Annotated in this window: 11 protein-coding genes and 1 pseudogene; all 12 read left to right on the forward strand. The window is 58.4% G+C overall.

The window, feature by feature from the left end; genetic code table 11:
• The 12 genes and pseudogenes from modB (at position 1) to ACZK3W_RS11290 (ending at position 17,319) form a co-directional block, all read left to right on the forward strand.
• The gene (gene modB / locus ACZK3W_RS11235; protein WP_005413347.1) at positions 1-684 is read left to right on the forward strand and encodes a molybdate ABC transporter permease subunit; all 684 of its coding nucleotides are present in this window, start codon (positions 1-3) and stop codon (positions 682-684) included.
• Positions 674-1,333: pseudogene (locus ACZK3W_RS11240) on the forward strand (ATP-binding cassette domain-containing protein); the annotation flags it as partial. The gene modB and the pseudogene ACZK3W_RS11240, both read left to right, overlap by 11 nt.
• A 685-nt stretch (positions 1,334-2,018) precedes the next feature.
• Positions 2,019-3,416 carry a sigma-54-dependent transcriptional regulator gene (locus ACZK3W_RS11245; protein WP_026070510.1) on the forward strand — a complete coding sequence of 466 codons (1,398 nt, stop codon included), beginning with the start codon at positions 2,019-2,021 and terminating at the stop codon, positions 3,414-3,416.
• Positions 3,417-3,425: 9 nt separating this feature from the next.
• A complete protein-coding gene (locus ACZK3W_RS11250; RefSeq protein ID WP_017354487.1) occupies positions 3,426-5,447 on the forward strand; it encodes a cache domain-containing protein in 2,022 nt (673 codons plus the stop codon).
• Positions 5,448-5,567: 120 nt separating this feature from the next.
• Positions 5,568-6,491, forward strand: coding sequence for a bestrophin family protein (locus ACZK3W_RS11255; protein WP_227832955.1), 924 nt, complete (start codon positions 5,568-5,570; stop codon positions 6,489-6,491).
• 233 nt (positions 6,492-6,724) lie between these two features.
• Positions 6,725-8,704, forward strand: a complete 1,980-nt coding sequence (uvrB, locus tag ACZK3W_RS11260) for an excinuclease ABC subunit UvrB (protein WP_017354485.1) — start codon at positions 6,725-6,727, stop codon at positions 8,702-8,704.
• A gap of 212 nt (positions 8,705-8,916) precedes the next feature.
• Entirely contained in the window at positions 8,917-9,192 is a 276-nt protein-coding gene (frmR, locus tag ACZK3W_RS11265) for a formaldehyde-responsive transcriptional repressor FrmR (protein ID WP_017354484.1), read from the forward strand.
• Between the two features lie 503 nt (positions 9,193-9,695).
• A complete protein-coding gene (locus ACZK3W_RS11270) occupies positions 9,696-11,024 on the forward strand; it encodes a DUF3422 family protein (RefSeq protein WP_478449907.1) in 1,329 nt (442 codons plus the stop codon).
• A gap of 68 nt (positions 11,025-11,092) precedes the next feature.
• The gene (gene fghA / locus ACZK3W_RS11275) at positions 11,093-11,923 is read left to right on the forward strand and encodes an S-formylglutathione hydrolase (protein ID WP_017354482.1); all 831 of its coding nucleotides are present in this window, start codon (positions 11,093-11,095) and stop codon (positions 11,921-11,923) included.
• A 15-nt stretch (positions 11,924-11,938) separates the two neighbouring features.
• Positions 11,939-13,243, forward strand: a complete 1,305-nt coding sequence (locus tag ACZK3W_RS11280) for an NAD(P)/FAD-dependent oxidoreductase (RefSeq protein WP_026070508.1) — start codon at positions 11,939-11,941, stop codon at positions 13,241-13,243.
• Positions 13,244-13,297: 54 nt separating this feature from the next.
• Positions 13,298-14,626 carry a replication-associated recombination protein A gene (locus tag ACZK3W_RS11285; RefSeq protein ID WP_005413341.1) on the forward strand — a complete coding sequence of 443 codons (1,329 nt, stop codon included), beginning with the start codon at positions 13,298-13,300 and terminating at the stop codon, positions 14,624-14,626.
• A 41-nt stretch (positions 14,627-14,667) separates the two neighbouring features.
• Positions 14,668-17,319, forward strand: a complete 2,652-nt coding sequence (locus ACZK3W_RS11290; RefSeq protein ID WP_026070507.1) for an excinuclease ABC subunit UvrA — start codon at positions 14,668-14,670, stop codon at positions 17,317-17,319.
• Positions 17,320-17,377 lie beyond the last annotated feature (58 nt).

A 17,377-nucleotide genomic window follows, 5' to 3' on the forward strand; every position in this document is an offset into this window, starting at 1 on the left:
ATGGATCTCGACTGGAGCGCACTGTGGTTGTCGCTGAAGGTGGCCGGCTGGGCCACCGCGATCAATCTGGTGCTGGGCGTGGCACTGGGCGCGCTGCTGGCACGTCGGCGATTTCCTGGCCGTGAGCTGCTGGATTCGCTGCTGACCCTGCCGATGGTGCTGCCGCCGACCGTGCTGGGGTATTACCTGCTGGTGCTGATCGGCCGCAACGGCCCGATCGGCGCGTGGCTGCAGTCGTGGTTCGGCATCAACCTGGTGTTCACCTGGCAGGCGGCGGTGATCGCTGCGGCGGTGGCCTCGCTGCCGCTGGTGTTCAAGCCGGCACGCGCGGCGTTCGAGGAAGTGGATGGACAGTTGGAGCAGGCCGCACGCACGCTCGGTGTGTCCGAAGCAGCGGTGTTCTTCCGCATCACGCTGCCGCTGGCGTGGCGCGGCATCCTCGCCGGCCTGCTGCTGGCGTTTGCACGCGCGATGGGCGAGTTCGGCGCGACGCTGATGGTGGCGGGCAGCATTCCCGGCCGCACGCAGACGCTGTCGATCGCCATCTACGAAGCGGTGCAGGCCGGCCAGGACGGCAAGGCCAATGCGCTGGTGATCCTGACCTCGGTGGTGTGCATCGTGATCCTGCTGCTGGCCGCGCGGCTGGTGGGCGGACGTCGCCGGGAGCTGCGTGATGTGGCTTGACCTGCAGGTGCAGCGTCGCCTGCAGGCGGCCGGCCAGGATTTCGTATTGGACGTGTCGCTGCAGTGCACGCAGCGGCAGGTGGTGCTGTTCGGGCCCTCGGGCGCGGGCAAGAGCCTGACCCTGAAGGCGGTGGCCGGGCTGCTGAGGCCGGGCCAGGGTCATGTGCGCCTACAGGGGCAGACCCTGTTCGATGCGGCCACCGGTGTGGATCTGCCGCCGCAGCACCGCCGGCTGGGCTACGTGTTCCAGGATTACGCGCTGTTCCCACACCTGAGCGTGCGCCAGAACGTGGCGTTCGGTCTGCAGAAGGGCTGGTTGAATCCGCGGGTCGGCCAGCGCTTCGATGCGGTGGAGCAGTGGTTGCACGCATTCCGCATCGATACGGTGGGTGATCTGCTGCCCTCGCAGGTGTCCGGCGGCCAGCGCCAGCGTACCGCCTTGGCACGCGCCTTGGTGACGCAGCCGCAGGCGCTGCTGCTGGATGAACCGTTCTCCGCGCTGGACCAGGATCTTCGCCAGCACTTGCGGCAGGAGCTGGAGGCCGTGCTGGACGGGGCCGGTATTCCACTGCTGCTGATCAGCCATGATCCCAACGACATTGAGATATTTGGGGGCCAGATCGCCTGCATCGAAAATGGGCGACTGATCTCTCCTCCCGGCTCGCGTCAGAGGCCGACCCGTCAGCCCCGCCTTCTACCATCCTTAGTCGGCTCCCCAACAAGCCCGGGTCTTGAGGGGAAGAGCAACCATCAGTCAGTCGGAGACTCAGAGAGTCCAAAGCCACGATACATCTGCCCGCGAGCCGCGCAAATGGGAGACGACCCTGGTGCATAGGCATCTCTATGCCGGTAGGCGAGCGGTAGGGCCTGGACCTTCTTGCAAGGCGGATCGACTCGCCCGCGCTTGGCCGCGCTGCGTGGCTCCGGCCGAGGCGGGGACAACGCGCACCCAGCGCTTCCCATATGGCCGAATTGGCGTAATGATCCGCTCGAAGGGAGCGAGACTTCTCCAGCCTCCCGTGGCGACCGACCGCCGAGGGGCTTGGAGGGGCACGGAGGCCATTGGCGCTCTGGGCAATATGGCGAGGAGCCCCCGGTCCGTTTGGCCACCAAGAGGTCGATACTAGGCTCGTAGGGCAAGAGTTCCGGATTGGCATATGACTGAGGTCGACAGCATTGAACGTCTCAGACTGGCCTTTGGTGCACAACGTCCTACGTCGTGAGAGGGGGTGTTTTGTTCGATATGTCACCCGTCATCTAGCGGTCGAAAGATCGAAATGAACTCGAACACGAATCGACGGAACTAGCCACGCTTCAATTGTACTGAGGGAAACATGACGCCAAAGAGCGCCAACCAATCTTCCGAAGAGCGCGCAAACGGCGATCTTGCATGGCCGGACCTTGCGCGCTCATCGATACTGATCGTTGACGACGAACCTGGCATGCGTAGCTTCTTGGTTCGTGCCTTGCGACCGCGATGCAAAGTTGTGGAAGCTGCAGCTGACACCATTGAAGCGGAGCAGCATCTGACGGAGCGCCACTTTGACATCGTGATTGTGGACAACGTGTTGCCAGGGAAGAGTGGCATCGCGTGGCTGGAGGACCAGCGCAGGGGAGGGGTCTTGGCCGACTTCATTCTGATTACTGCGTACGCAGACTTGGATTCCGCTATCGGCGCTATCCGCGCGGGAGCGGCTGATTTTCTTCTCAAGCCTTTCAGAACCAATCAGTTGCTGGCCGCTATATCGCGCTGCCTGGAACGCGGTCGCCTACGGCGGGAGAATGCCATTCTCCGTCACGAGCTACATGGCTCCGGTGCACCAGCTGCGCTTCGAGACAGGCTCACAGGTAGCTCGCGTGCGATTCAGGCCACCAAGGATCTGATCGCGAAGGTCGCACCACTGCCCAGTAGCGTGCTGTTCACTGGAGAATCCGGCTCTGGAAAGGAGGTTGCCGCAAGATCGCTGCACGCGTTGTCCGCACGGGCATCTCATCCTTTCATTCCAATAAATTGTGCAGCTGTTCCCAGCGAGTTGATTGACGTTGAACTGTTCGGGAGTCTCAAAGGAACGTTCAGTGGAGCGAACTCGTCTCGCCAAGGACTGGTCGCCTATGCAGAAGGCGGAACATTGCTGTTTGACGAAGTCGCTGATCTTCCCTTGGCTCTCCAAGGAAAGCTGCTAAGGATGCTTGAAGATAGACGGATACGACCAGTTGGCGCAGATCGGGAGATTCCGATCGATGTCAGATTCATCTTCTCAACCAACAAGAATTTGGTTGCGGAAGTGAAGAATGGAACATTCCGGTCGGATCTCTACTATCGCATCAACGTTCTCGAGGTGTCGCTTCCTCGCCTTCATGACCGCGGCGCTGATGTGTTGGAGCTGGCGGCGGGCTTCATGCGTGAGCTGGGGCTGCAGCTTGGCCTTCAACCGATTCCGATCGACGAAAGGATCCGGGCATATCTTCAGAGCTACTCGTGGCCCGGGAACGTCCGCGAGCTTCACAACTACGTTGAGCGTAGCCTGATACTCGGACACTTTCCGACTCAGCTTGAGCGGTTGGAGTCACTCTCTGACCCACGAAGCCGGCTGCTCTCGGAGGTCGAGCGCAGGCACATCCTTGCAGTGCTTCGTGAGACTGGCGGAGATCGCGAAAGAGCGGCCACGATCTTGGGCATATCGCGAAAGACGATTGATCGTAAGTGCTCCAGTTGGAATGTATCAGCCTAGGAATCTGCAATGAACCGAGCGCGCTCAGTTCGCTTCCGCCTGCTTCTAATCGCGATCCTTCCAATGTTTGTGATCCTGCCGGCTATCGTCGGCGGACTCATCTACCAATGGGATTTGCGCTTCGACCGACTGCTCGCCTCGAAGGTTGGCGGGGACCTGAAAGTTGCGGGACAGTACATGAACCAGCTGCTCGTCAACGACCGCGCGACGCTGGCTGCGATTGCTGATTCGCAGAGCTTCCATGGCGTCATTAGCCAGGGGGTCAACAAGAATGCAGAGCTTGGCAGCCTACTAGCGTCGAAAGCCCAAGGTGGTTCACTAGACTTCATCGCACTGTTGGATTCAAACGGTCGCTTGTTGGCTAGTAGTGAGCCGGCCTCGCCAGCTGAGCTTGACTTGGACTGGTCAGTCATCGAAAAGGCCCTGAAGGGAGCGTCCAGCGTGGAGGTGGGGGTGGTAAGCCGGGACGATCTGATGGAGATCTCCCCAAAGCTCGCCGCACGGGCCGAGGTCATTCGTCCGCATAACGCAAGGAATCCTGTCGATTCGGCCCAGAGTGAGAAGCGGGGCCTAATGATTCAAGCTGCAACGCCGGTTGCACTTCCAAACAATCAGGTTGGCGTCTTGATTGCGGGTACTCTGCTGAACCACAACACCGAGTTCATCAAGCAGATCACTGATCTTGTCTACCGAGATAAGGCCCTGCGTACTGGCGCAACAGGGATAGCCTCCATCTTCCTTGGTGATACCCGCATCAGCACCAACGCGTTGTTGGCGGGAGGGAACCCAGCGTCGGGGACACGGGTGTCTTCTGAAGTGGCCGAGGCCGTGCTGGGCCAGGGAAAGACCTGGCAGGCGAGAGCCTACGTAGTCAATGATTGGTACATTGCCGGCTATATGCCCATTCTCAATGGCCGGGGCGTACCTATTGGTATGCTCTTCGTGGGCTTTCTGGAGGAGCCATTCACCACCGCCCGTCGAAATTCCATCGGAGCGATCGTGTTCGGTTGCCTCCTTGTTGCAGTCATCACCGTACCCCTTTTTCTGTACATCGCTCGCGGCGTGTTCAAGCCACTTGAGCGGATGGATCAGGCAATTGGACGGGTCAAGGCGGGCGACCGCAGTGCTCGCTCCGGAGCAGGGGCATCCAATGATGAAATCGGACGTGTCGCTTCGCACTTGGACCAGCTGCTCTGTCAGCTGGAAGAGAAGGAACGGCAGCTGGTCGCCTGGAACGAGGAGCTCAATTCCAGGGTAGAGGAGCGAACTGCTGGTCTCGCACTAGCCAATAGACGGTTGGAAGAGACGACCCAGCACCTGATTGTCACTGAGAAGCTGGCAACAATTGGCGAGATCGCAGCAGGAATAGCGCACGAGATCAACAATCCGCTTGCCGTCATGCAGGGGAACCTCGAGCTTCTGCGTGACTCGATCAGGGAGCCCGAGGGTCAAGGGTTTGGAGAAGAGATTGACCTCATTGAGGATCAAATTGGGCGTATCAGCACCATTGTTTCCAAGTTGCTGCAGTTCTCCAAGCCCAGTGAGTACTCCGGTCATAGTGAGCTGTTAGAGCCTGCCACGCTGATGTTGGAGACGCTGCCCCTGATTCAACACCTCATCAAGCGCCATCCCGTGAAGATAGAGAAGAACTTCCTGTCCACACGGCTCGTAACGGGCAATCGGGGCGAGCTGCAGCAAATTCTTGTGAACCTCCTGATCAATGCAATCTATGTCATGCAGAAGGGCGGAACGCTGGGATTGGCGACGTTGGACGTTGACGACGTTCATGGTCACCCTGGCGTCGCTTTGCGAGTCTCAGATACTGGAAGCGGCATTCCTCAGGACATTCTGGTCCGAATTTTTGAGCCATTCTTTACGACCAAACATCGTCAAGGTACTGGGCTGGGTCTTTCCATCAGTCAGATGCTTGCCAACCGCCACGGTGGCAGCCTGTCGGTAGTGAGAACCGGCCTGACAGGGACGGTCATTGAACTATGGATGCCCGAGGCTGCCGACGATGAACTGCTTTAGACCTGCTGTAGCAGTGTCATGCGAACGGCGTGATGTCATTCGCATTTCGAACTCAAGTGGAAGGAATTTGTTGCCTAGGCGTATCGACGCCAGCAGTCGATCAATGAATCAGAGGTTGGCATGACACACCGTCTCCCAGATGTTGAAACGAGAATGCGAAGGCAGCCGACGTTGTGGGACGTTGCGTTTGCCGTCAGGGGTACCATCCTGCCCAGGATCGCATTGCATCTACTACTGATTAGCATTGTGACCGCAGGAGCGGTGCTCGCATCAACGGAGCATCCAGGAATCTTTGCTCGCTTCAGTGCCGTTCCGTTCACGCTCATTGGTATCGCACTTTCCGTATTCATGAGCTTTCGAAACAACGCTTGCTACTCCAGATGGTGGGAGGCGAGGCACCTTTGGGGTGACCTGGTCATAGCGTGTCGCTCAATAGCCAGGCAGACGTCCCTGCTGGATCCAAACAGCCGAGCACAGATCCTGCGAGGCCTGTGTGGCTTCAGTGCTGGCCTCTATTCTCGACTGCGCCGGGCCGACGAAGCCCATGCGATCGCACCTTGGTGGGATATTGGCAAGGCATCACAAGGCCCGAATCCGACGGACGCTGTGCTCCAGGGCATTGGCTTGAAGCTTGCCCATCTGGCTCATGAGGGAAGGATCGACTCGATTCAGTACTCGGTGATGGATAAGCAGCTTGCCAACTTGGCTCGTATCCAGGGGGGGTGCGAGAGGATACTCAATACTCCGATTCCATTCTCGTATTCGCTGCTGCTTCACCGGACTGCGATCGTATTCTGCACAACACTTCCTTTTGCGCTGGCAGGAACATTGGGGTGGTGGACCTTTTTACCGGTGCTCATTGTGGCGTACACGTTTTTTGGTCTCGATGCGCTGGGCCGTCAGCTGGAGGAGCCATTCAGTTCCGCGCCGAACGCGCTCCCGATCTACTCAATGCAGAGGACGATCGAGACAGAGCTAATGTCAACGCTGGCTCTGACTGCGGTCGATCAGGAGTCGGTACAGCAGCCAGGTAGGGAGGAGTGAGGCGTGAGCGGAGGGCGGCGGGTGCACTTCTGAGGCCGCTCCGGCATGTAACGACATGCCAGCTCACGCCCTAGCGCTAGTCAGGCATGGGTTGCCAGGCTCACCTGAAAGGAACTCGCCCAAAGATAGCATTCGTACAGCCCCCTTGGTTCCGCTCGCACATATGGGATGGAGTCTGTGAGACGGGAATAGTTCCTCTAACGATCAAGAATGAGCCAGTAGGAGCGTAAGTGATGTCAACAGATATGTTCGTAATGCATTCGGATCATACGCCGGCCGGGGATCAACCCGAAGCGATTGCCAGGCTAATTGCTGGCATCGAGGAGGGAGCAACACATCAGACCTTGAAGGGAATTACAGGGTCAGGGAAGACCTTCACGATGGCCAATGTGATCCATCGGCTGAAGCGACCCACGCTCATTCTTGCGCCAAACAAGACGTTGACTGCTCAGCTCTACGGGGAGATGAAGGCGCTGTTCCCCGAGAACGCCGTGGAGTATTTCGTTTCCTACTACGACTTCTTCCAGCCAGAGGTCTATATCCCAGGTAGCGATCGTTACATCCAGAAAGACTCAGCCATCAATGATCACCTTGAGAGGCTTCGACTATCGACTACGAAGTCTCTGATTGAGCGTAGAGACGTGATTGTTGTCGCTTCGGTGTCCTCAATCTATGGACTGGGAGACCCACAGAGCTACCGGGATCTGCAGGTTGAGCTTGCGCTTGGAATCGAACTGGATCAGAGGGACTTCCTGCGTCGGCTTGCATCGCTTCAGTACGACAGGACTGAGCGGACCCTGAAGCGTGGCACGTTCCGTGTGTCTGGCGATGTGGTCGATATTTTTCCCGCCGACTCTGAGTACAAGGCAATTAGAGTAGAGCTCACGGACGAGGGGAGAGTGCAGTCGCTCACCTGGATTGATGCGGTTACAGGGAAGAAGCTTGGCGATGAGACGCGCTACCTCGTTTCTCCAAAGACACTCTTCGCAAGCCCCAAAACAGAAATCAATGAGGCTACGAAGGCCATCCTCAAGGATTTGGAGGCCAGGGTGACGGAGCTCAACGCATCTGGTCGAATCGTTGAGGCAAATAGGCTTTACGAGAAGATCACGAACGACGTGGAGATGATGAGGGAGCTGGGATATTGCTCTGGCATGGAGAACTACTCCAGTTACCTGAACTCGAAGCCTTCAGGAGCTAGGCCGACGACACTCATGGACTACCTCCCGAAGGATGGCCTGCTATTTGTTGATGAGTCGCACGTCATGGTTCCTCAGATCGAGGCGATGTTCAGGAGCGATCAGAGCAGGAAGGATACTCTAATCGAGTACGGGTTCCGTCTACCTTCGGCGATGAACAACAGACCGCTTAGCTTCTCTGAGTTTGAAGCCATCAAGCCCCAGACGATCTTCGTTTCGGCTACGCCTGGCGCCTATGAGATTGGGAGATCCAAGGGAAGATTGATTGACCAGCTCATCAGGCCCACTGGCTTGCTCGATCCGCTGGTAGAGGTGAGGCCGAGGGAGGGCTACAGGCACGATCTTCTGTCAGAGATCGCCCGTTGTGTACGAGAGGGCGACAGGGTCTTGGTGACCACGCTGACAAAGGTGTCTGCTGAGGAGCTGTGCGAGTTCCTCGAGGATCAAGGGGTGCGTGCGAAGTACATGCACTCGGATATCAAGGCAGAGGATCGAGTTGAGATCATCAATGGGCTGAGGGCCGGCGAGTTCGATGTGCTAGTGGGTATCAGCCTGCTGAGAGAGGGGCTCGATATTCCTGAGGCCTCTCTGGTCGCTATCGTTGATGCGGACCAGGCGGGCTTCCTTCGGTCGAGCCAGGCCCTCATTCAGATGATTGGACGAGCCGCAAGAAACTCGCGCGGTAAGGCGATCATGTATGCCGATACGATCACTAGTGCGATGCGGCAGGCCATTTCTGAGACTGATGACAGGCGACAGCATCAGATCGCGTTCAATGAGGAGTTCGGCATCACCCCGTCAACGTCTCGCGGAATGTTGGGATCAACAGAGGCTCGACCTGACCGGTCGCAAGCCCATTCAGCGGAGTTCTGCGCCAACCTAAAAGACCTCTGTGATCGAATTACATCAAAGGAGCGACAGCTTCTGGAGCTCTCTGATGCCGGGGACGAGGAGGAGATCGAGTTCGTCAGGCTGGAGCTAGACAAGCTATACCGCCAATTCATCTACATGTAACCACTCTTTCGAGTGGTGGGGCGTGGCTCCTACAGGAGCCCGCCTTTTGTGGTGTGGGGGTGGGGCGGGAGGGGTCTGTCACTGGCCTCTGGCGGCGGCTCGAAATCAGGCGCAGACTCAGTTGACGGAGTTAAAGACCCTCGCAGATTGCTAGCTTGCATACTATCGGGGAGTATAGTATCGTTCCCTCATGTGATACGGACAGGTGCGCAATGCCTCACAGCCCTCGGGAGAAAAAGCAGGCCCTTACCCGCGTACGTCGGATCAGCGGACAGGTGGCTGCATTGGAGCAGGCTCTGGAGAGCGGGGCGGAATGTGCTGCAGTACTTCAGCAGCTTGCTGCTGTGCGCGGGGCGGTCAATGGTTTGATGGCGACGGTTCTGGAGAGCTATCTGCGTGAAGAGTTCCCGCATAGCGACACCCACACCGACTCTCAAAGGAAGTCGATTGACGAGACCATCTCTATTGTCCGCTCCTATCTCCGTTAGTCAGTTCGCGACATTGCTTGATGGCGCTAGTACTAAGTAGAGGAGGCAATCTATGGGTGTCCGAACTACTTCATTTCCAAGTAGAACCCGCCATTCCTAACCCCTTCGTGGGTTAGGGCGTCACGACTAGGACGTTGAGGCCTTTCCAGGAGGCTCCAAGGCATGCTGGATGATGTCAGTCGAGTTGCGCCTGTCTGTATTTCTTGGAGCGGGCAATCTCTGTCGGCATCGTTGCCTTCGGCATCTGACTGAGTCATGGGAGGCCCTTTGAAGTGAGCTTCCAGCCTCGTTGCGACTCCCATGCGGTCCGCGCCTGGCTGGAAGGTGGGAGAGCAAGGGCCTGCGATCTATGCGGTGCTGTCCTCCCAGCTTGTTGTGGTTCCCACTACCGCCCTACACCAGAGCCGGCTCCACCACACGACCTTTCGCTGAGCTATCGCACAAGCAAGTGATAGACCTCCCGTGAGCGGTGTTTAGAAGATCATCCATTCTTGAGGCTATGTATGAATGACCCATCCGGCCTGAGCCAAGCTGCAGGCACGCCAGCAGAAGGCTACGTATATGGGATGCCGGCGCACGCGGACCGCCGCGCCGCCGTTGAGGAAGTCCATGCGCGACCGCACCTTCTCACCCAGTCTCCGCGAAGCCTTCTCCAGCTCTCCTTCATGACAGAAGGGGACATGAGTCGAGATCGTGCCGCGATCGACGATCTTTCAGGTCGTATGGAGGCTGCAGTCGAGGATCACACCACACCTCATCACGCGCTTACGTGGAATGAGGGTGATCTGCACTGCGAGAAGCACACTGAGTTCTCTTCCTACCTCTGGAGCGCACCACTGAGCTCAGAAACAGGTGAGCCTTGTGGGGACAACCCGTTTAGACAGGGATTCAAGCCGCCAGGACCCGTGATCTCGGCTGTTAGCGTCAGGCTTTTGCCTTGGACCGCGGAGGCGGAGAAGGAAATAGATTGCTTTGATCCCGTCAGCCGCTGCTACTCGCTGGTTGAGAACGGTGCCGCGGCCATTGTGACCGACTTCCGTCAAGACGAGGAAGGGCTAACCCACATGCTCATCCTTGATCGCGACCTGACTCCGGCGCGGGCAGGAGCGCTGGCGCAACGACTGCTCGAGGTCGAGACATACCGAACGCTTGCCCTCCTAGCGCTACCGCTGACTCGTTCCATGACGTCGAATCTTCGTCGCATGGAGGCGCGTCTGGCTGCAATTACTGAAGAGATGCGCAGGGCCTCCGGCGGACGTCGTGACAGTGACGTGCTCCTCTCGGATTTGACCAGCCTGGCTGCAGAGTTGGAGGCGGACGCCGCGGCAAATCTCTATAGGTTTGGTGCAAGTCGGGCTTACTACGAAATTGTTGAAGAGCGACTGGATGCGTTGGCGGAGGATCAAGTTGCCGGCTATAGCACCTGGGCGGACTTCTTGTATCGAAGGATTGCACCGGCCATGCGAACTTGCCAGTCAGTGAAGGAGCGACAGGGGAAGCTCTCAGACAAGTTGACGCGCTCGATCTCGCTCCTCCGGTCGTGGATTGATGTTGAGCTCGAGCGGCAGAACCGCGACCTACTGGCGTCCATGAATGAACGGGCGAAGGTTCAGCTGCGCCTGCAGCAGACGGTGGAAGGTTTGTCGGTGGCCGCCATCTCGTACTACGTCGTGAGTCTTCTCGCATACCTGCTCAAGGGTTTGCCTGGGACGCATGACATCGCAGCAACCGTCACTGCGATCTTGGTTCCCGCTGTATTGCTGCTGATTTGGTGGATTGTCCGAAGGATCAGGCATGCACACGGTGACTCGGCAGTCGAGGACAAGGCCTAAAGCCTCGCTTAAGGCCACATTCGATTCGCGATAGATGGCCTATCAAATTCAACTCAGAGGAAAGAACAATGGAACGCATTGAGCGTCACGCAAGCTTCGGTGGATGGCAGGACGTCTACCAGCATGAATCATCCAGCCTTGGTTGCACCATGAAGTTTGGAGTCTATCTCCCTCCGCAGGCGTCCAGCGGCCCGGTACCTGTTCTCTACTGGCTCTCTGGCCTGACGTGCACAGAGCAGAACTTCATCACCAAGTCTGCAGTGCAGCAGCTCGCTGCTGAGCATGGCATTGCCATCGTTGCTCCGGATACAAGTCCGCGCGGAGAGTCCGTCGCGGATGATCCAGCTTACGATCTCGGCCAAGGTGCGGGGTTCTACGTCAATGCCACCGAGGCACCGTGGTCCGACCACTACCGCATGTATGACTACGTTGTAAGTGAGCTGCCTGCTCTCGTTGAGAAGAACTTCCCTGTTAGCCAGGCTCGCTCAATTAGCGGCCACTCAATGGGCGGCCACGGTGCCTTGGTCATCGCTTTGCGAAATCCAGGTCGCTATCGCAGCGTATCCGCCTTCTCTCCGATCGTGGCACCCACCCAGGCTCCTTGGGGCCAGAAGGCGTTTTCGGCCTACTTGGGGGGAGATCAGGAGCAGTGGCGGCAGTATGACGCCGTGGAGCTGATTGCAGATGCAAAGGAGCGCCTGCCCCTGCTCGTGGATCAAGGGCTCAGCGATGATTTCTTGCAGAATCAGCTCCGCCCCGAACTGCTTCAAGATGCATGCGCCAAGGTGAATCATCCGCTTTCGCTGAACCTTCGCGATGGTTACGACCATAGCTACTACTTCATCTCCAGCTTCATTGCCGATCATCTCAAGCACCACGCATCGGCGCTGAACACCTAACCAAGGAGTGCTGCCGTGATCAAGACCTCCAGAAATCGTCATCAAGTTGTGATCGTTGGGGCGGGCTTCGGCGGACTGGAGGCCGCCACGCACCTTGAAGGAGTGGATGTCGATGTAACAATCATTGACCGGCGGAACTATCACTTGTTCCAGCCGCTGCTCTACCAGGTGGCTGGTGCGTCACTGTCACCGTCGGAGATCGCATGGCCGATCCGCTATCTGTTCCGTGACCGCCCGGAGGTCAGAACCCTCATGGCGGAGGTCGAGGGTGTGGATAAAGCTGCCCGCCAAGTGATCCTTCAGGACGGCACTCGATACCCTTACGACACCCTTGTGCTCGCTACGGGAGCAACACATGCCTACTTTGGGCATGACGAATGGTCGAAGTACGCTCCAGGCCTGAAGAGCCTGGAGGATGCAACAACCATTCGAGGCAGGATCTTGAGCGCGTTCGAGCAAGCGGAGCTCTGCAATGATCCCGAGGTTCGAGAGGCCCTTCAAACCTTTGTGATCATTGGTGGTGGGCCTACAGGTGTCGAGCTTGCCGGAACCATCGCGGAGCTGGCGCGTGGCACGCTGCAGGATGACTTTCGGTCAGTTGATCCCAGCAAAACCCGGGTATTTCTCATTGAGGCGGGTCCGCGGCTGCTCCCCGTCTTTCCTGAAAAGCTCTCCGAGTACACGAGGCGCGCCCTCGAGAAGCTTGGGGTATCCGTTTTGTTGGGGGCCCCTGTCACCGAGTGCGCCTCTGATGGGGTGATGCTCAATGGCAAGAAGCTGGCGGCATCCACAATCGTCTGGGCAGCGGGAGTTCAGGCGTCTCCAGCCGCACGTTGGCTCGACACCGAATCAGATCGGGCGGGGCGCGCAATCGTCGGCCCTGATCTAACGGTGCCTGGTTCCCCCAACATTTTCGTGATCGGGGACACTGCTTCATCAGCCACTGCGGACGGAAAGACCGTTCCTGGAATCGCGCCGGCGGCCAAGCAGCAAGGCAAGTACGTCGCGGGCCAGATTGAAGGGCTGATAACAGGGGCGCGGAGGACCGCTGCATTCAAGTACCGGCACCAGGGCAACCTCGCCACGATTGGACGCAGCCTTGCAGTAATCGATATGGGGAAGCTAAAGCTGAGCGGAGGAATCGCATGGTGGATCTGGAAGCTCGCTCACATCTACTTCCTTATCGGAGTGCGAAATCGCCTGAGCGTCGCAATGAGCTGGGTATGGAATCACAGCGTTGGATACAGAGGGGCTCGCATCATCCTCCGTGAAAAAGCAAGCAATGCCACAAGCGGCTCATTGGATGGGAAGCTGAAATAGGGGCCAAGACGCTCTGAATGCACACTCGCAACTGACTTCCCGAAGGAGAACACCTTGGCAGATCTATTCACAGCGAAACCAAGGGCACCACTGGCCGAACTGCTACGACCGAAGTCTCTCGACGAGTTCGTTGGGCAGCAACACCTGCTGGGGCCGGGGAAGCCTTTGCGTCTTGCCTTTGAAGCAAGAAGTCTGCACTCCTTCATCATGTGGGGGCCCCCGGGCGTCGGTAAGACCACCCTGGGGCGCCTCGCAGCGATGGTGACTGACAGTCACTTCATTGCGATCTCCGCCGTACTCGCCGGGGTAAAGGACATCAGGCAGGCCATTGATGATGCGCGGGCCGAACTCGACGTCCGCGGTCGCTCCACGGTACTTTTCGTCGACGAAATTCACCGGTTCAACAAGGCCCAGCAGGATGCGCTGCTACCTCACGTTGAATCAGGGCTACTCACGCTGGTGGGCGGCACCACAGAGCATCCAGGACTGGCCGTTAACTCGGCGCTGCTTTCGCGCGCGCAGGTGTACACACTTGAGCCTCTGTCTGACGCAGATCTTGAGAAGCTCTACGAACGCGCCAGACCTCACTTGCGAGGCGTTGACCTCTCCGATCCCGCATTGCAGCTGCTGAAGGGCTTCGCTGATGGTGATGGCCGCAGATTCCTGAATCTTCTCGAGCAGGTCTCAACTGCGGCCTCTGAGAAGCGGGTGGAAGAGGTGGATCTTGAGTTTGCCAAGCGCTCCACCAGCCCGTCACTGCGTCGATTCGATAAGGGCGGGGACGAGTTCTATTGGCAGCTCTCCGCGTTTCACAAATCACTGCGTGGCTCTGATCCCGACGCCTCCCTCTACTGGCTAGCGCGCATTCTGGATGGGGGCGGGGACGTGAGCCAGGTCACACGTCGAATGATTGTTATGGCAAGCGAAGATATCGGAAATGCTGATCCGGGCGCTCTGCACTTGGCCATCCACGCTGCGCAGGCGTATGAGCGACTTGGCTCTCCTGAAGGTGAAATTGTCTTGGCCCAGGCTGCGACCTATCTGGCGCTCTCCCCCAAGTCGAATGCGTCCTATGCGGCTTGGGATCTAGCAAGGGCCTTCGTCAAGGAGCACGGATCATTACCAGTTCCCATGCATCTTCGGAATGCTCCAGCGAAGCTTATGAGGCAGATGGGGTATCGACAAGCATATCGCTACGCGCATCATGAGCCAGACGGCTACGCAGCTGGACAGACGTACCTGCCGGAGGGTGTGGAGAGGCCGAACTGGTATCGGCCCACTGATCGGGGAGCTGAGCGCGCCTTGGCTGAGAGACAGGCATGGCAGCGAGCCTTGGATGAAGAGGCATCGCAAACCGAAGCCGATCCCTCTTCGGGCCAGTGATCCAGCTGAACTTAACGTCTACAACCTACAGAGACATGCACATGCCAAACGCCACATTCGGTGAAGCTTCCTGCAGTGTCGCAGCAAGCGGCCTTGTAGAGGTGCGCGGTGCGCGTGAGAACAACCTTAGAGACGTTGATGTCTCAATTCCTCGCAACGCACTGGTCGTCTTTTCCGGTGTATCCGGTTCCGGGAAGTCATCTCTTGCATTCGGGACAATCTATGCGGAAGCTCAAAGGAGGTACTTTGAGTCCGTTGCTCCCTATGCTCGACGCCTAATCGATCAGGCAGGCGTCCCTGATGTTGACTCCATCGATGGACTCCCGCCGGCAGTAGCGCTGCAGCAGCAGCGTGGTGCCAGCAATGCGCGATCTTCGGTGGGTAGCGTCACCACGCTATCCAGCCTCATTCGTATGATGTATTCCCGCGCGGGAGCATATCCGGCTGATCAGCCTATGCTTTATGCCGAGGACTTCTCACCCAATACTCCCCAGGGCGCATGCGCGACCTGCCATGGCCTTGGCCATGTGTACGAGGTGACAGAGGCCCTCATGGTGCCGGATCCAAAGCTGAGCATCCGTGAGCGTGCCATTGCTTCGTGGCCACCTGCATGGCACGGGCAGAACCTTCGCGACATTCTGGTGACGCTGGGCTACGACATTGATAGGCCTTGGAAGGACCTTCCCAAGAAAGACCGCGATTGGATTCTGTTTACCGAGGAGTCGCCCACTGTGCCGGTCTATGCTGGGTTCACGCCGGCGGAGACGCGTGCGGCCCTGAAGCGTAAAACTGAGCCGAGCTACATGGGAACCTTCACTGGCGCCCGTAGGTATGTCCTGCACACGTTTGCTAACACGCAAAGTGCCCTGATGAGGCGCCGCGTATCGCGATACATGGAGGGTAAGCTTTGTCCCACCTGCCATGGCAAGCGCCTTAAGGCAGAGTCGCTGTCAGTGACATTTGCGGGTGTGGACATTGGTCAATTCATGCAGATGCCTCTTGACCAACTGGCTTCCCTGCTCGAGCCCATTTCTCAAGGAGACTTCAGTGCTCATGCTGGCGGGGGCAAGGCGAACAAGGAAGCCACCCGTCGTGATCGCGCCGATAGGGCGGCCAGTGGGCGGGCGGTCCACGCGGTGTCTCCTGACGTCCGCCGCACCTCAGCGCTGTCGGAGGAGAAGCGCCTGGCCGCGCAGCGCCTCGCTAGTGGAGTGATGAGCCGAATCAGTCAGTTGCGTGGCCTTGGGCTTGGCTATCTAACTTTGGATCGCGCTACGCCGACATTGTCCGCTGGCGAGCTGCAGCGATTGAGACTCGCCACGCAGTTGAGCTCGCTGCTCTTTGGCGTGGTGTACGTGTTGGACGAGCCGTCGGCAGGTCTTCATCCCTCCGACAGCCAGGCTCTCTATGACGCCTTGGACCGCCTCCGCGACGGTGGTAATTCCGTATTTGTTGTGGAGCACGATCTGGAGCTGATGCGCCGTGCCCAGTGGTTGGTGGATGTTGGGCCTGAGGCGGGAGAGCGGGGCGGCAAAGTGCTCTACAGCGGAGAGCCGGATGGTCTTCGTGACATCGACGAGTCACGTACCGCGTTGTACCTCTTTGACAAGGTCCCGCCCCCTAGTGGCCAAGAGCGTCAAGCGAGTGGTTGGCTGGAACTTCAGGGCATCCAGCGTCACAACCTGAAGCGCATTGATGCGAAGATACCTCTGGGCATCCTCACCGCGGTGACCGGGATTTCGGGATCGGGCAAGTCCAGCCTCGTCGCCCAAGCGTTGCCGGAGCTGATGATGCTTCAACTTGGACACGAGCCTGAAGACGACGCGGTGGAAACGGGGGCAGCAGACGGGCCAACCGTCATCGAGACGACAGGGGGACACCTCGGCGGAGATGTCGATGCTATTCAGCGTCTCGTCCAGGTTGATCAGAAGCCAATCGGACGGACGCCGCGATCGAATCTCGCGACTTACACCGGCCTTTTCGATCATGTTCGAAAGCTGTTTGCCGCAACACCAGATGCGCGGCGTCGACGTTACGACGCAGGTCGATTCTCCTTCAACGTGGCCAAGGGACGTTGTGAGACGTGCGAAGGGGAGGGGTTCGTGAGCGTCGAGCTGCTGTTTATGCCTAGCGTCTATGCACCGTGCCCAACGTGCCACGGTGCGCGATACAACGAAGCTACGCTGAAGGTGCTTTGGAACGGTAAGAACATTGCAGACGTTCTGCGGATGACTGTCGAGGATGCACGTGAATTCTTTGGCGATGAGGACGCGATCGCTCGCCCACTTCAGTTGCTGAAGGAGATTGGCCTTGGATACCTTCGACTGGGCCAGCCGGCTACCGAGCTATCGGGTGGTGAAGCGCAGCGCATCAAGCTGGCCACAGAGCTTCAACGAAGCCAGCGCGGGCGGACACTGTATGTCCTGGATGAACCCACTACGGGCCTCCATGCCTCGGACGCGGATAGGCTGCTTGTGCAGCTCCAGCGGCTCGTTGATGCCGGCAATACGGTGGTCATGATTGAGCACGACATGCGTGCCGTTGCTCAGGCGGATTGGGTAATCGACGTGGGTCCAGGTGCCGGTGATGCGGGCGGGCAGATCGTGGCGGCAGGAACTCCAAAACAGGTCGCTCGCGTGAAGAGAAGCCGTACCGCCCCCTTCTTGGCTGAGGAACTCGCCCGCGCGGGTTGACCCGACGCTCTTTTGGCCACCATGAGCGTCCCTGGCGCTCATGGCGGCCAGATCCCGT

Source organism: Stenotrophomonas sp. 80084_Sma (assembly GCF_056481995.1).

Bases quoted from the DNA above. Each gene is read 5' to 3' on its own strand.
- modB (WP_005413347.1), top strand. From the start codon at position 1: ATGGATCTCGACTGGAGCGCACTGTGGTTGTCGCTGAAGGTGGCCGGC.
- ACZK3W_RS11245 (WP_026070510.1), top strand. From the start codon at position 2,019: ATGACGCCAAAGAGCGCCAACCAATCTTCCGAAGAGCGCGCAAACGGC.
- ACZK3W_RS11250 (WP_017354487.1), top strand. From the start codon at position 3,426: ATGAACCGAGCGCGCTCAGTTCGCTTCCGCCTGCTTCTAATCGCGATC.
- ACZK3W_RS11255 (WP_227832955.1), top strand. From the start codon at position 5,568: ATGACACACCGTCTCCCAGATGTTGAAACGAGAATGCGAAGGCAGCCG.
- uvrB (WP_017354485.1), top strand. From the start codon at position 6,725: ATGTCAACAGATATGTTCGTAATGCATTCGGATCATACGCCGGCCGGG.
- frmR (WP_017354484.1), top strand. From the start codon at position 8,917: ATGCCTCACAGCCCTCGGGAGAAAAAGCAGGCCCTTACCCGCGTACGT.
- ACZK3W_RS11270 (WP_478449907.1), top strand. From the start codon at position 9,696: ATGAATGACCCATCCGGCCTGAGCCAAGCTGCAGGCACGCCAGCAGAA.
- fghA (WP_017354482.1), top strand. From the start codon at position 11,093: ATGGAACGCATTGAGCGTCACGCAAGCTTCGGTGGATGGCAGGACGTC.
- ACZK3W_RS11290 (WP_026070507.1), top strand. From the start codon at position 14,668: ATGCCAAACGCCACATTCGGTGAAGCTTCCTGCAGTGTCGCAGCAAGC.